Annotated in this window: 11 protein-coding genes; 9 read left to right on the top strand and 2 right to left on the bottom strand. The window is 69.4% G+C overall.

All coding sequences use genetic code 11. The features are described 5' to 3' along the window. Nucleotides 1-17 precede the first annotated feature (17 nt). The 5 genes from F8O04_RS02545 to F8O04_RS02525 are packed head-to-tail and all read left to right on the top strand — an operon-like array spanning nt 18 to nt 7,150. Complete coding sequence (locus F8O04_RS02545) at nt 18-1,214, top strand: substrate-binding domain-containing protein (protein ID WP_188726314.1); 1,197 nt, start codon at nt 18-20, stop codon at nt 1,212-1,214. Between the two features lie 3 nt (nt 1,215-1,217). After that, on the top strand, nt 1,218-2,162 hold the full coding sequence (locus F8O04_RS02540; RefSeq protein WP_158027769.1) for an NAD(P)H-binding protein: 945 nt from the start codon (nt 1,218-1,220) through the stop codon (nt 2,160-2,162). Between the two features lie 20 nt (nt 2,163-2,182). Continuing rightward, nucleotides 2,183-3,757 carry an FAD-binding oxidoreductase gene (locus F8O04_RS02535; RefSeq protein WP_188726315.1) on the top strand — a complete coding sequence of 525 codons (1,575 nt, stop codon included), beginning with the start codon at nt 2,183-2,185 and terminating at the stop codon, nt 3,755-3,757. A 49-nt stretch (nt 3,758-3,806) separates the two neighbouring features. Then, complete coding sequence (locus F8O04_RS02530) at nt 3,807-5,396, top strand: FAD-binding oxidoreductase (protein ID WP_188726316.1); 1,590 nt, start codon at nt 3,807-3,809, stop codon at nt 5,394-5,396. Continuing rightward, nucleotides 5,393-7,150, top strand: coding sequence for an FAD-dependent oxidoreductase (locus tag F8O04_RS02525; protein ID WP_158027766.1), 1,758 nt, complete (start codon nt 5,393-5,395; stop codon nt 7,148-7,150). The genes F8O04_RS02530 and F8O04_RS02525 overlap by 4 nt, the downstream gene beginning before the upstream one ends. A gap of 213 nt (nt 7,151-7,363) precedes the next feature. Here F8O04_RS02525 and F8O04_RS02520 read toward each other — a convergent pair whose 3' ends face one another. Next, on the bottom strand, nt 7,364-8,473 hold the full coding sequence (locus F8O04_RS02520; protein WP_188726317.1) for an ABC transporter permease: 1,110 nt from the start codon (nt 8,471-8,473) through the stop codon (nt 7,364-7,366). After that, nucleotides 8,470-10,083 carry a sugar ABC transporter ATP-binding protein gene (locus F8O04_RS02515; protein ID WP_158027764.1) on the bottom strand — a complete coding sequence of 538 codons (1,614 nt, stop codon included), beginning with the start codon at nt 10,081-10,083 and terminating at the stop codon, nt 8,470-8,472. Before F8O04_RS02515 ends, F8O04_RS02520 begins: the two co-directional genes overlap by 4 nt. 305 nt (nt 10,084-10,388) lie before the next feature. Here F8O04_RS02515 and F8O04_RS02510 point away from each other — a divergent pair, with 305 nt between their 5' ends. The 4 genes from F8O04_RS02510 to F8O04_RS02495 are packed head-to-tail and all read left to right on the top strand — an operon-like array spanning nt 10,389 to nt 13,473. Beyond that, nucleotides 10,389-11,186 carry an N-acyl homoserine lactonase family protein gene (locus F8O04_RS02510; protein WP_158027763.1) on the top strand — a complete coding sequence of 266 codons (798 nt, stop codon included), beginning with the start codon at nt 10,389-10,391 and terminating at the stop codon, nt 11,184-11,186. A 46-nt stretch (nt 11,187-11,232) separates the two neighbouring features. Beyond that, complete coding sequence (locus tag F8O04_RS02505) at nt 11,233-12,096, top strand: SDR family NAD(P)-dependent oxidoreductase (RefSeq protein WP_158027762.1); 864 nt, start codon at nt 11,233-11,235, stop codon at nt 12,094-12,096. Continuing rightward, nucleotides 12,089-13,081 (top strand): NAD(P)-dependent oxidoreductase, encoded by a 993-nt coding sequence (locus tag F8O04_RS02500; RefSeq protein WP_158027761.1) that lies wholly within the window; start codon nt 12,089-12,091, stop codon nt 13,079-13,081. Before F8O04_RS02505 ends, F8O04_RS02500 begins: the two co-directional genes overlap by 8 nt. After that, nucleotides 13,078-13,473 carry a cupin domain-containing protein gene (locus tag F8O04_RS02495; protein ID WP_158027760.1) on the top strand — a complete coding sequence of 132 codons (396 nt, stop codon included), beginning with the start codon at nt 13,078-13,080 and terminating at the stop codon, nt 13,471-13,473. Before F8O04_RS02500 ends, F8O04_RS02495 begins: the two co-directional genes overlap by 4 nt. Nucleotide 13,474 lies beyond the last annotated feature (1 nt).

Genomic DNA, 13,474 nt, shown 5'->3' with positions numbered 1-13,474 from the left:
TCCGTAAGGAGACCCTGATGTCAACACTTCCCCGCCGGCGCCTCGTCGCCGGCATCGCTGCCGCCGCAGCGGCATCGCTGGCGCTCACCGGATGCTCGACCGGGCTCGATGAGGCCGACGCCGGCACGACCGAGGGCGCGGGCGACGACTCCGCGCTCGAGTCGGGATTCGGCGTCTGCAACGACGAGCCCGTCGACGGCATCGACCTCGAAGGCGCCCTCGAGCTCATCAACAGGTACCAGCAGCCCGCCGACGGGCTCCTCATCAGCGATCCCCTGACCGGGCCCGTCGATCCGACGACGACGTTCGCATTCGTCGACAACGGCACGACCGTGTCGGCGATCATGTGGGAGGCCTTCAGCGACGCGGCGGAGACCGCCGGCGTCTCGGCCGAGCGCGTCAACGCCGGCACCGACGCCCAGGGCATCAACTCGGCCTTCAACTCGATCGTCGAGCGACCGAGCGATGTCGTCGTCGCCCCGGCGATCGACCCGATCTTCTTCGCCGACCAAATCGCGACGCTCGAGGCCGCCGGCACGATCGTGATCTCGGCCGCCACGACGAACGCCGAGGAGTTCGGCCTCCGTGACAACTTCGGCGGCTACGGCGCCTCGATCGAGAACGGCGCCGTGCTCGCGGCCGCCGCGATCGCGATGACGTGCGGCCAGGACACCGAGTTCGTCTTCTACAACATCCCCGAGTTCGCGTTCTCGCAGGTGCAGTTGTCGGCGGCTGAAGAGGCGCTCGAGGGCTTCTGCGGTGGCGCCTGCAACCTGCGCGTCGTCGACATCCCAGTCGGGCAGATGGCGACGGGCGGGCCGGATGCCGTGCTGAGCGACCTGCAGGCCCACCCCGAGACCGCCGCGTTCATCACGCCGGTCGACGAGCTGCAGGTGGGGCTGCCCGCCAAGATGGACCTCGCCGGCATCAGCGTGCCCGGCCTCGGGCAGTCATCGACGCCGCCGAACGTCGAGCAGATCATGAACGGCACGCAGGCCGGCGGCTTCGCGGTCGACCTCACGATGTTCATGTGGCTCCTGCTCGACCAGGGCCTGCGGCTCGACCAGGACATGACCTATCCCGAGCTCGACTGGGCCGAGATCAACCCGAACCTCAGCACGATCCTCACGCGTGACAACGCCGAGGAAGCCCTCGACGGCTACATCTCGGTGCCCACCTACCGCGACGACTTCTCCGCACTCTGGGGGGTGTGACCAATGACCGAAGCGACCTATCTCATCACCGGCGTCAGCGGCTACGTGGGCAACCGCGTGGCAGAGCTCCTCGCCGAGCGCATCGGCCCGGCTCGGCTCATCGTCACGAGCCGCGACGACGCCACGCTGCAGGAGTGGCGCGACCGCGGCGCCAACGCCAGGCACGCCGACTACAGCGACCGCGACGGCCTCGAGCGCGCCTTCACGGGCGCGACGCGCATGCTCATGGTGTCGGCGATGCTCGTGGGTGAGCGCCGCCGCGCGCAACACGAGCACGCGGTCGCCGCCGCGGCCGCGGCCGGCGTGCAGCACATCGTGTACCTCTCGTATCTCGGGGCAGGCGACCCCGACTCGACGGCGCTCGTGTCGGAGGACCACCAATTCACCGAGCAGCGCATCCAAGCCAGCGGGCTCAGCTACAACTTCATGCGCAACAGCCAGTACGCCGATGCCGTGGCCGAGCAAGTCATGGGCATCGGCGTCGCGACGGGCGCCTGCGTGCACAACTCGGGTGATGGCCGACTCGCGGTCGTGTCGCGCGACGACGTCGCGGCCGTCGCGGCCGAGTTGCTCCTCGGAGCCGGCGATCCGAACACGGCCTACGACGTCACAGGACCGGAACTCCACACCTACGGCGACTTCTCCCGCCTCGTCGCCGAGGCGACAGGCCTCGAGATCGCCGAGTCGTCGCTCAGCGACGACGAGATGTACGCAATGTGGGACGCCATGGGCGTGCCGCGTCAGGCGAGCGACGACCCGGATGCTCCCGTGCCATGGTGCAGCGACGACATGGTCTCGTTCGGGCGAACCATCCGCGAGGGCGGCATGGACGTGCGCACCGACGTCGTCGAGCGCCTCACGGGCCGGCCGGCCGAGCCGCTGCGCGTCGTGATGGAGCGCTACGCCCACACGTGGCAGCGGCCGGCCACGCCGCAAGCATCCAACTGAGCGCGGAGGACAGGTTCGAGATGACGCGATTCGACGACCGCCCCTTTGAATTGCCGGGCGAGGTGGCGCAGCGGTTCTGCGACGCCATCGGTGCCGAGCACGTGCACACCGACGAGGCCGCGCGCGACGAGTACCGCGACCCGTACTGGCACCGAGACGACCGCACCTACGATTCGTCCGCGGTGCTGTACCCGGCCTCGACCGAGGAGGTGCAGGCGATCGTCCGTATCGCCGGTGAGCACGGCGTGCCCCTGTGGACGTCGTCGCAGGGCCGCAACAACGGCTACGGCGGCCCCAGTCCTCGCGTCCGCGGCACCGTCCTCGTGAGCCTGCGGCGCATGAACCGAGTGCTCGAGATCAATCACGAGCTCGCTTACGCGGTCGTCGAGCCCGGCGTCTCCTGGCTCGATCTGCACGCGGAGCTCGAGCGCACGGGCAACGGCGACCTCATGATCTCGGTGCCCGACCTTGGCTGGGGCAGCATCATCGGCAACACCCTCGACTCCGGCGTCACCTATTTGCCCTACGGCATGGACTACCAGGCGCCGACGGGCATGGAGGTCGTCCTCGCCGACGGGACACTGCTGCGCACCGGCATGGGGGCGATCCCGGACTCGCCATCGTGGCACGTCTACAAGCGCGGCCTCGGGCCCGTGCTCGACCCGCTCTTCGTGCAGGCGTCGTTCGGCATCGTCACGCGCATGGGCTACTGGCTCATGCGGCGGCCGAAGGCCTACGCGCCGCTCTTCCTGACCGTGCCGCGCGACGAGCAGCTCGCGCAGGCGATCGACATCCTGCGCGAGCTTCGACTCGCGGGCATCATTCGGGGCGTCCCCGTGATGCAGAACACCCTGACCCTGGCGAGCCACTTCCCCGAGGCGATGGGCAAGATGCAGGGCGCCGAGGCGACGCTGCCCGACGAGGTGATCCAGGAGATCGCCGACGAGACCGGCGTCGGCCGATGGGGCATGCGCACGGCCGTGTGGGGCGAGCCCGCGGTCGTCGAGGCGCACGTGCAGGCGATCACGGATGCGTGGGGCGCGATCGAGGGGTCCCGCGTCGACCACGCGCGCACCTACTCGAGCGATGATTGGCACGAGATCGACCACTTCGTCGACAAGGTGCAGGCCGGAATCCCCAACCTCGACATGCTCGAGTCGCTGCCGGACAACGTGGGCCACATCGGATTCTCGCCCGTCGTGCCGCTCGTCGGCTCGAAGATGCGCGAACTCGTCGACCTGCTCGAGGAGACCGTCGTCGAGGGCTCGGGCCTCAACTTCGTCGCCGGCATCTGCGTCATCAGCGAGCGCAGCGCCATGGTGGTCAGCGGCCTCGCCTTCGACACCTCCGACGCCGAGGTCAGCGCCAAGGCCTTCGCAACCGTCAGGACCATGGTCGAGCGGGCCGCCGAGCTCGGCTACGGCGAGTACCGCGCGCATCTCGATTTCATGGACCTCGCGGCCGAGCAGTACTCGTTCGGCGACCACGCCTACCGACGGTTCGTCGAGCGCATCAAGGACGCCGTCGACCCCGAGGGCATCTTCGCGCCCGGCCGCCACGGCATCTGGCCCGCGAATCGGCGCACCGACGGCTGACGCGGCCGCAGCATCCGTCCCTGAACCGGCACGACCCCGAGGAGGAACGTTGACCGACACCGAAACGCGCGAGTACGTCGCGCCACCACTCGCCCCCGACGTGCGAGACGCGCTCATCGCGGTCGTCGGCGCCGACAACGCCCTCGTGACCGACGATGAGCGCGACCAGTACCGTGACCCGTACTGGTACCAGGAAGACCGCACGTACGATTCGCAGCTCGTGCTGTTCCCCGCCGACACGGAAGAGGTGCAGTCGATCGTTCGGCTCGCCAATGAGCACCGGGTACCGCTCTGGACGTCGTCGCAGGGCCGCAACAACGGGTACGGCGGCCCCAGTCCCCGCGTGCGGGGCAGCGTGCTCGTGAGCCTGCGGCGCATGAACCGGGTGCTCGAGATCAACCGGGAGCTCGCCTACGCCGTCGTCGAGCCGGGTGTGCGATGGTTCGACCTCTACGACGAGCTGCAGGCGACCGGCAACGACGATCTCATGCTGTCGATCCCCGACCTCGGCTGGGGCAGCGTCATCGGCAACTCGCTCGACAACGGGATGACCTACCTGCCCCTCGGCGCCGACTACCAGGCGCCGTGCGGCATGGAGGTCGTGCTCGCCGACGGCTCGCTGCTGCGCACCGGCATGGGGGCCATGCCCGGCAACAAGGCGTGGCACTTGCACAAGAAGAGCCTCGGGCCCACGCTCGACCATTTCTTCACGCAGTCGAACTACGGAATCGTCACGCGCATGGGCATCTGGCTCATGCGGCGACCTGAGGCCTTCGCACCCCTCTATCTCTCGGTGCCGCGCGATGATCAGCTCGCGCAGGCGGTCGACATCCTGCGCGAACTCAAACTCGAGGGCGTCATCCGCGGCGTGCCAAACCTGCAGAACACGATCACGATGGCGCACCAGTTCCCCGACGAGCTCGGCACATTCGTGGGCATGGAGGGTCCCGCGAGCGAGGACGACCTGGATGCGCTCGCCGACCGCACCGGCATCGGGCGCTGGGGTGTGCGCACCGCCGTCTGGGGCGACCGTGTCGTGGTCGACCACTACGTGCAGCGCATCCGCGACGCGTGGAGCGAGATCGAGGGCTCGCGCGTCGACCTCACGCAGGTCTACACGAGCGAGAACTGGAACGAGATGACGACCTTCATCGAGCAGGTGCAGGCGGGCATCCCGTCACTCGATCTCATGGACGTGGTGCCCGAGAACCTCGGCCACATCGGTTTCTCACCGGTCGTGCCGCTCGTCGGCGCGGAGGTGCGGCACGTCGCCGACCGCATCAAGGAGCTCGTGACGACCCAGGCGGGGTCGAACTTCGTGTGCGCGATCTTCCCCATCAATGACCGGGCCTGCTTCGTCGTGTCGAGCGTGTCGTTCGACCGCACCGACCGCGAGCAGTGGGCGGCGTCGTTCGAGACCGTGAAACGGCTCGTCGTAGAGCTCGGTGCGGAGGGCTACGGCGAGTACCGCGCCCACGTCGACTTCATGGACCTCGCGACCGACCAGTACTCGTTCGGCGACCACGCCTACCGCCGCTTCACCCGCACGATCAAGGACGCCGTCGACCCCAACGGCATCCTCGCGCCCGGTCGCCACGGCGTCTGGCCGACCGCCTACCTCGGAGGAGCACGACCATGACCGTTGCATTCACGACCGACGTGCTCGTCGTCGGTTCCGGGCCGGCCGGCTCGTCGGCTGCCCTGTTCCTCGCCACCTACGGCGTCGACACGACCGTCATCACCAAGTACTCGCGGCTCAGCGATAGCCCGCGAGCGCACATCACGAATCAGCGCACGATGGAGGCGCTGCGCGATGTCGGCGTCGAAGACACGCTCGTGGCCGCCGCGACGCCGTGGGAGTGGATGGGCAACACGACGTTCTGCACGAGCCTCGCGGGCGAGGAACTCGGGCGCATCCCCTCGTGGGGCACCGACACCGCGCGCCGTGCCCGCTACGAGCTGCAGAGCCCCAGCCCCATGCTCGACGCCCCGCAAACCGTCACCGAACCGATCCTCATGCAGGCCGCGCAGACGCGCGGGGTGAAGGTTCGCTTCGACACCGAGTACCTCAGCCATGAGCAGGATGACGAGGGCGTCACCACGATGGTGAAGGATCGCCTCACGGGCGTGACTTACGGCATCCGGTCGACGTTCCTCGTCGGCGCCGACGGCGCCCGCAGCAAGGTGGCGGCCGACCTCGACCTGCCGTATGAGGGGCCGGGCGCCGTGGGCGGCTCCATGAGCATCGTGTTCGAGGCCGACCTCACGCGCTTCGTGGAGCACCGCCCCGCGGTGCTGTACTGGATGCTGCAGCCCGGCGCCGAGCGCGAGGGCGTCGGTCTCGGCGTGCTCCGCATGGTGAAGCCGTGGACCGAGTGGATGCTCATGTGGGGGTACGAGGTCGCGGCGGGCCCGCCGGACCTGTCAGACGAGTTCATCCGCGAGCTCGCGGTCATGCTCGTCGGCACGGACGACTTCGAGATGAAGGTCACGTCGGCGTCGCCGTGGACCGTCAACCACCACTACGCGACCCGGATTGCCCGCGGCCGCGTGTTCTGCGCGGGCGACGCCGTCCATCGCCACCCGCCGACGAACGGCCTCGGATCGAACACGTCGATCCAGGACTCGTACAATCTGGCGTGGAAGCTCGCGCACGTGCTTCGCGGCACGGCATCGCCGGCGCTGCTCGAGTCGTACGACGCCGAGCGGGCGCCCGTCGCGAGGCAGATCGTCGAGCGCGCGAACGCCTCGATCGCCGACACGGGGAAGATTCTCGAGGCACTCGAGCTGCAGGACACGAGCGATGTCGGGAGGCTGCGGGCCCAGCTCGCCCTGCGCACGGCGCCGGGGCCCGACGGCGAGCGAATCCGCGCGCAACTCCGCGAGGCCATCGCTTACAAGGAGTACGAGTTCGACGCGCACGGGGTGGAGCACAACCACCGGTACGCGTCGGGGGCCGTCGTGCCCGACGGCACGCCCGAGCCCGAGTTCACCCTCGACCGGGAGCTCTATGCGCAGCCGACGACGTGGCCGGGCGCGAAGTTGCCCCACGCGTGGGTCGAGGTCAATCGCGTGAAGACGTCGACGCTCGACCTGGCCGGCAAGGGCGAGTTCGCGATCGTGACGGGCATCGGCGGCGACGTGTGGGCGAATGCTGCGACGCGCGTCGCCGACGAGCTCGGCTTGGCCATCGGCGTGGTTTCGATCGGCCCCGGGCAGCCCGTCGAGGACCCGTACGGCACGTGGGCGCAGCTGCGCGAGATCGAGGATTCCGGCGTGCTGGTCGTACGGCCCGATCTGCACGTCGCGGCGCGCGCGAGCCGCGCACCGGCGGCGGCCGACGAGGCGGCCGAATGGCTGGGCGCGGCGCTCCGGGCCGTCCTCGGCCGCTGAGGCGGCTCGCGGTGACTCGGGCGCTCCGGCGTTTCGGCCTTCGAGTCGTCCAAGGATTGATGGGTTTCGGCGGTTATCGCGCAGCGTAGCCGCCGAAACTCATCAACCGACTGCGGAATACGCTCGGCCTATTCGCGGACTGCGCCATCCGGAGCATCCGGCCAGAATGATCGACCGGCGTGATGCGTTCTCGCGGGATCGGCTGCTGGAGGCCTACTCGGTCGATCGCGGCTCGCGCCCACCGCGGCCGAACGTCGTCGCCCGGCGGATTGCCCCCGTGCGGCGAGCGGTGCGCTCCATTCGCGAGAGGCCGACCGCGAGCAGCAGCGCGACGCCGTTGAAGAGGTCATTGATCCATCCGGGCGCGCCCATGAGCTGCAGTCCCTTCACACCCACGGCCAGCACGTAGACCGCGATGACCGTTCCCCACACGTTGAAGCGCCCGCCGCGAAACTGCGTCGACCCGAGAAACACCGCCGACAGCGCGGGCAGCAGCATGCTCGGACCGAGCGTCGGGTCTCCCGCGTTGATTCGCGAGGACAGCAGGATGCCCGCGAGCGCCGCGACCACACCTCCGGCCACGAGCGCGCCGATCTGCAGCCGCGCGACGTCGATGCCGGCAAGGCGCGCGGCATCCTTGTTGAACCCGCTCGCGTACATTCGTCGGCCGAGCGGCGTGCGCTCCGTGACGTACCAGATCGCGAACGCGACGACCAGCATGATGATGACGGGAGTCGTGATTCCCGCAACGTTCGAGAGTGAGACGATGCGGAACTCCGTCGGCAGCCCCAGGATCTGCTGACCGCCGGAAAACCAGGCAATGGCCGCCGTGAGGATCGACGAGATACCGAGCGTCGCGATGAACGAGTCGATCTTTCCCTTCGTGATGATGAGGCCCGAAATCGCGCCGACGAGGGCGCCGGCCGCGAGCGTGAGCAGCATCGCGACGGGCACCGGTAGCCCGAGGCTCGACATGAACATCGCCACGAGGATGCCCGCGAGCCCGACCTCTGCCCCGATGGCGAGGTTGAAAGCGCCAGTGATGAGCGGCAGCAGCACGGCACAGGCCGTGAGTACCGTGATGGCCTGCGCGTCGAGCAGCGTGCGCCATACGCCCGGCTGAAGGAACGTGTCTGGCGTCAGGATGGCGAAGATGATGAACAGCGCGATGAAGATGTAGATTGCGCTGATGTTGCGGAACGACAGGGCCCGCAGCACACGATTCGTGGGCGTCACCGCCACGCGGGGCACCGCCGCACCCTTTTGGGGGGCGGCTCCACCGGAGTCGGCCGGCGCCTCGCGGTTCGGGTCGATGGTGGTCATGCGTGCTCCGTCTCGAGGGGGTCGGGCGTCGTCGCCCGAGTGGTGGGTGCTGTGGTCGTCTCGTGCAACGCCCATTCGGTGAGGCCATAGCCCTCTGCGATGATCCGTGCCTCGCTGAGCTCATCGCGCGGCAGCTCGGCCGCGACGTGGCCGTCGCGCAGCACGACGACTCGGTCGCAGATCTTCGACAGCTCCTTCGCGTCGGACGAGCACACGACGACGGCCGTGCCCTCGGCCGCCGCGCGCCGCACCGTCGCGTAGATCGATTGCTTGGCGCCCATATCGACGCCCTGCGTCGGTTCCTCCATGATGAGTAGCCGGGGCCGATCGCGCAGCCACTTTGCGAAGACGATCTTCTGCTGGTTGCCGCCGCTGAACTGGCCGAAGAGCTGCTCGGCGTTGCTTGGCCGCACATCGAAGTCGGCGACGAGCCGCTCGGCCTCGTGGCGCTCGCGCCCCTCGTGCACCGTGCCGTGCCGCGTGCGCAGCGAGCGGAGCTCGGGCAGCGTCATGTTCTCGCGCGCTGTGAACAACGGGATCGCGCCGAACTTGGCTCGGTCGGCGGGGACGTAGGCGACGCCGCGCGCGAGGCTCTTCGCGGGCGACGGCGAAACTGAGGGCTCGCCGTGCACGCGGAATACCTCCGCCTCCGACGGTAGCGAGCCGAACAGCAGCGGTGCGACGTGCTCGCGGCCGGAGCCGAGTACGCCCGCGACGCCGACGACCTCGCCCGGCACGACCCGCAGTGAGAGCTCGCCGACCGCGCCGCCATGGAGTCCTTTGACCTCGAGCACGGGTGCCGCGCCGAGCCGCGCTGCGCCCGTGTGCTCGCCGACCTCGGTGGACGCCCCGGTGACGAGGGTGAGGAGGCGATCGTGCTCCAGTTCGGCGGCGGGAGTGTCGGCGACGAGCTTGCCCTCACGCAGCACCACGACGCGATCGGCGAGGTCGAGCACCTCGTCGAGACGGTGCGAGATGAAGACGATGCCGGCGCCGGATGCCGCGACGCTGCGGACGGCTGTGAAGAGCGTTGCGACCTCGCTCGCGTGCAGCGACTCGGTCGGCTCGTCGAGCACGAGGATGTTGCGATCGTGGCGCCAGCCGTCCAGCGCCCGCGCGATGGCGACGATCGCGCGCTGGGCCGGGGTGGCGGTCGAGAGTGGGGCATCCACGTCGAGGTCGACGGCGAAGCGGCCGAGGAGTTCGCGTGCGCGTGCCCGGTCGGCCCGCGACCGGAACGGGGCCAGGCCGTGGCGCCCGGCTTGCGGCCGCAGCCAGAGGTTCTCGACCGCGCTGAGCTCGTGGATGAGGCCGAGGTCCTGGTGGATGAAGTGCAGCTCGACCTCGTCGTCTGCGGTCGTGATGTCGCCGCTGTCGGCGGTGTAGACGCCGGCGAGGATCTTCACGAGCGTCGACTTGCCCGAGCCGTTGTGTCCGACAAGCGCGATGATCTCGCCCTCGTGCACCTCGAATCCGACGTCATCGAGGGCACGGTTCGCCCCGAAGCGTTTGCTCACTCCAGACGCGCGCAGCAGCGTGGGGGCATGAAGGCCCGGCTTCCGCGCGACGACAGGGATGTGCGGGGCCCTTCCGCTGCTTTCACGAGTCATGTGCGAACCACTCGGTGTGGCATGTTGACCTCCAAGAACGCCATTGTCCGGAGCCGGCCCTACGGCCAGTCACTTATATAGACTATACATATACGTAGGACAACCCGGAAGTCCCCGCCAGCCGGCACCCCGAATCCTCGGCCAGCATCGGTGAGGGCGAGCGGAACCGAGGCCCCACCTTCGTGCGTCAGACAATCCGAGCCGACACATGAGACGCGCGACAACATCGTTGACCTTTTGTCAGACAATCAATACGCTCGGCGAGAGCACGACCGGCCGATGACGACCGACGAGGAGACCAGGCGATGACGCAGACGAACCGCGTGAGCATCGTGCGCTACGGCACCCGCCAGGGGCGCAAGTCCGAGGTCTACCTGAACTGGAGCATCTACGGGCGCCCCGACGACCCGATCGACATGGACTACTTCGTGTGGCTCATTGAGACGGGCGATCGGACCATCGTCGTCGACACTGGCTTCTCGAGCGAGGGCGGCGCCAACCGCAACCGCACCTTCCTCGTGCACCCGGCCGACGCGTTCGCGGCACTCGGCGTCGACCCCGCATCGGGCCCCGAGGTGCTCGTCACGCACGCGCACTACGACCACATCGGCAATCTCGATCTCTTCCGCGGCTCACGCGTGACGATCGCGGCCGCCGAGTACGCCTTCTGGACGAGCGGCATGGAGCGGCGCGCCCAGTTCCACCATTCGGTCGAAGACGCCGAGCTCGCCGAACTACGCCGCGTGCACGACGAGGGGCGGATGCGCACCTTCGGCGATGAGCTCGAGATCGCGCCCGGCGTGCGCATAGTCCGCGTCGGCGGCCACACGCCCGGCCAGTCGGTCGTGCTCGTCGACACCGCGGCCGGTCGCGTCGCCCTCGCCTCCGACGCCGTGCACTACTACGAGGAGTACGAGGACGACGTGCCGTTCGCGTTCGTCGCCGACCTGCCCGCCATGTATGCGGGATTCGACCTGCTCCACGCGTGGGAGGCCGACGGCACCGTGCAGCACGTGGTGTCGGGCCACGACCCCGGCACGCTGAGCCGGTTCGGCGTCATCGACGATGGCCCGCTCCCCGGCCTTCTCGCCAGGATCGGCTGACCCCGCCCGCCACCAGTCCGCGAAACCAGACCACCAGAAAGGCGCCATGAACAATCGATTCGAAGGGCTCGTCACGCTCGTCACGGGGGCCGCGAGTGGCCTCGGGCGAGCGTCGGCCGAGCGTCTCGCCGCCGAGGGAGCGAAGGTCGTCGCCGTCGACCTCAGCGACGCCGTGCACGAGGTCGCCGCGTCACTCCCCGAGGCGATCGGCGTTGTCGGCGACGTATCGTCGGAGAACGACGTCGATGCGTCGATGCGCGCCGCGATCGACGCGTTCGGCCAAGTCGACCGATTCCACCTGAACGCCGGCATCTTCGGCTCGTTCGAGTTCCTGCCAGACATCGAGCTCGCCGACTTCGAGCGGGTCATGCGCGTCAACGTCGTCGGGCAGTTCCTCGGACTGCGCGCGGCGTTCCGCCACTACCGCGACCGCCGGGCGAGCGGCGCCATCGCTGTCACCGCCTCGATCGCGAGCCGCCGTGCCGGGCATGATCTCCTCGCCTACCACACGTCGAAGCACGCGGTCACCGGCCTCGTCAAGGGCGCCGCGACGTACGGCGGTCCGATCGGGGTGCGCGTCAACGCGGTTGCGCCCGGCATCGTGCCCACCGGGCTGTTCCGGGCCGCGGCCTCGCAGACGGGCGGCGGCGACGACATGGTGCGGCGCGCGAGCACGACGCCGATGCGCCGCGCCGGCGACCCCGCCGAGATCGCCGGGGTCGTCGCGTTCCTGCTGTCCGACGACGCCGCCTACACGACGGGTGAGATCGTCGGCGCCGATGGCGGAGCATCCATCATCAACCCCGTGCGGCCCGCGGGCGGCGCCGGGGCCTGGGACACCGACGCGGTCGACACGGCCGCTTACGGCGCCGACGAGCTGCGCGCCGCGAGGGAGCGTCGGAATGGCTGACGCGGCGAACAGCGCGGATGCTCGGAGCACGGATGCTTCGGGCGAGGGCGAACTGCGGGTCGGTTTCATCGGCCTCGGCAACATGGGCGGCCGGATGGCGAAACGCCTCACGGAGGCGGGGGTTTCCGTGCTCGGGCACGATCGGCGCGACGGCGCGGCGCGCGAAGCCGGCGCGACCGCCGCGGCCAGCGCGGCGCAGGTGGCCGGCGAGAGCGACCTCGTGCTGCTCTCGCTCCCCGACAGCAAGGTCGTCGAGGCCGTGATCTACGGCTCGGGACCCGCCGGCGACGGCGGCGTGCTCGCGGCCGCCCGCGAGGGCCAGATCATCATCGACCTCTCGACCGCCAATCCCGACTCGACGCGTCGCATCGCCGCCTTGCTCGCCGAGCGCGGGGCCACGTACCTCGACGCGGGCATCTCGGGCGGCGCCGCGGCGGCCGACAAGGGCACGCTCACGCTCATGGTCGGCGGCGACGAGGCCGCCCTCGAACGCGCGCGCGGCGTGCTCGAGCACTTCGCCACCAAGGTCGTCCGCTGCGGCGAAGTGGGGGCGGGGCACACGGTCAAGCTGCTCAACAACTTCCTCAACGCCATCGCGCTCTCGGCCACGGCCGAGGTCATGGTGGCAGGCAAGAAGGCGGGGCTCGATCTCGAGCGCCTGCTCGACGTGCTCAACGCCTCGAGCGGCGTGAACTTCGCCACGATCAACCGATTCCCGCACATCATCAAGGGCGACTACCTCGAGGGCGGGCTGACCAACACGCTCATGCTGAAAGACGTGTCGCTCTACCTCGAACTCGTCGCGTCGCTCGGCGTCACGAGCCTCCACGGATCCGGCCCGACCGCGGCGTTCGGCCTCGCACGGCAGCTCGGCTACGCCGACCGCATCAGCAACACGGTGGTGGATGCGATCGGCGACGTGAGCGGGGGCGTGCGCCTTCACGAGGTAACCGACAACGACGACGAGACCGGGGAGCAGTCATGATCATCAAGCATCCGACCACCTACGACGGCACGGCGGGCAAGCCCGGTTCGCAGTTCACGGGGGACGTCTACCCGTACGTGACGATGGCGCAGACCGACGGCGTCACGATCAACACGGTCGACTTCACGCCGGGCGCCCGCACCCACTGGCACCACCACGAGCACGGCCAGATCCTGCAGGTGCTCGCGGGCCGCGGCCTCGTGTGCGCGAACGGCGAGGTGCGCGTGATCCGCGCGGGTGACACCGTGTGGTGCCCGCCTGGCGAACGGCACTGGCACGGGGCCGCCCCCGACTCGTTCATGGTGCACACCGCGATCTCACTCGGCACCACCGTGTGGGACTCGGCCGTGAGCGACGACGACTACGCGCAGACGCCCGCTGAGGAGGCATAGC

Origin of the sequence: Pseudoclavibacter endophyticus, from assembly GCF_008831085.1 — a bacterium.
Lineage (GTDB): Bacteria > Actinomycetota > Actinomycetes > Actinomycetales > Microbacteriaceae > Pseudoclavibacter > Pseudoclavibacter endophyticus.
Note: the sequence above shows the minus strand (reverse complement) of the source record. Positions and strands in the feature narration are given on the sequence as shown.

What these genes read in the sequence shown, in the direction of transcription:
- F8O04_RS02520 (WP_188726317.1), bottom strand. Translation starts at nt 8,473, where the DNA reads ATGACCACCATCGACCCGAACCGCGAGGCGCCGGCCGACTCCGGTGGA.
- F8O04_RS02500 (WP_158027761.1), top strand. Translation starts at nt 12,089, where the DNA reads ATGGCTGACGCGGCGAACAGCGCGGATGCTCGGAGCACGGATGCTTCG.
- F8O04_RS02540 (WP_158027769.1), top strand. Translation starts at nt 1,218, where the DNA reads ATGACCGAAGCGACCTATCTCATCACCGGCGTCAGCGGCTACGTGGGC.
- F8O04_RS02515 (WP_158027764.1), bottom strand. Translation starts at nt 10,083, where the DNA reads ATGACTCGTGAAAGCAGCGGAAGGGCCCCGCACATCCCTGTCGTCGCG.
- F8O04_RS02535 (WP_188726315.1), top strand. Translation starts at nt 2,183, where the DNA reads ATGACGCGATTCGACGACCGCCCCTTTGAATTGCCGGGCGAGGTGGCG.
- F8O04_RS02525 (WP_158027766.1), top strand. Translation starts at nt 5,393, where the DNA reads ATGACCGTTGCATTCACGACCGACGTGCTCGTCGTCGGTTCCGGGCCG.
- F8O04_RS02545 (WP_188726314.1), top strand. Translation starts at nt 18, where the DNA reads ATGTCAACACTTCCCCGCCGGCGCCTCGTCGCCGGCATCGCTGCCGCC.
- F8O04_RS02505 (WP_158027762.1), top strand. Translation starts at nt 11,233, where the DNA reads ATGAACAATCGATTCGAAGGGCTCGTCACGCTCGTCACGGGGGCCGCG.
- F8O04_RS02510 (WP_158027763.1), top strand. Translation starts at nt 10,389, where the DNA reads ATGACGCAGACGAACCGCGTGAGCATCGTGCGCTACGGCACCCGCCAG.
- F8O04_RS02495 (WP_158027760.1), top strand. Translation starts at nt 13,078, where the DNA reads ATGATCATCAAGCATCCGACCACCTACGACGGCACGGCGGGCAAGCCC.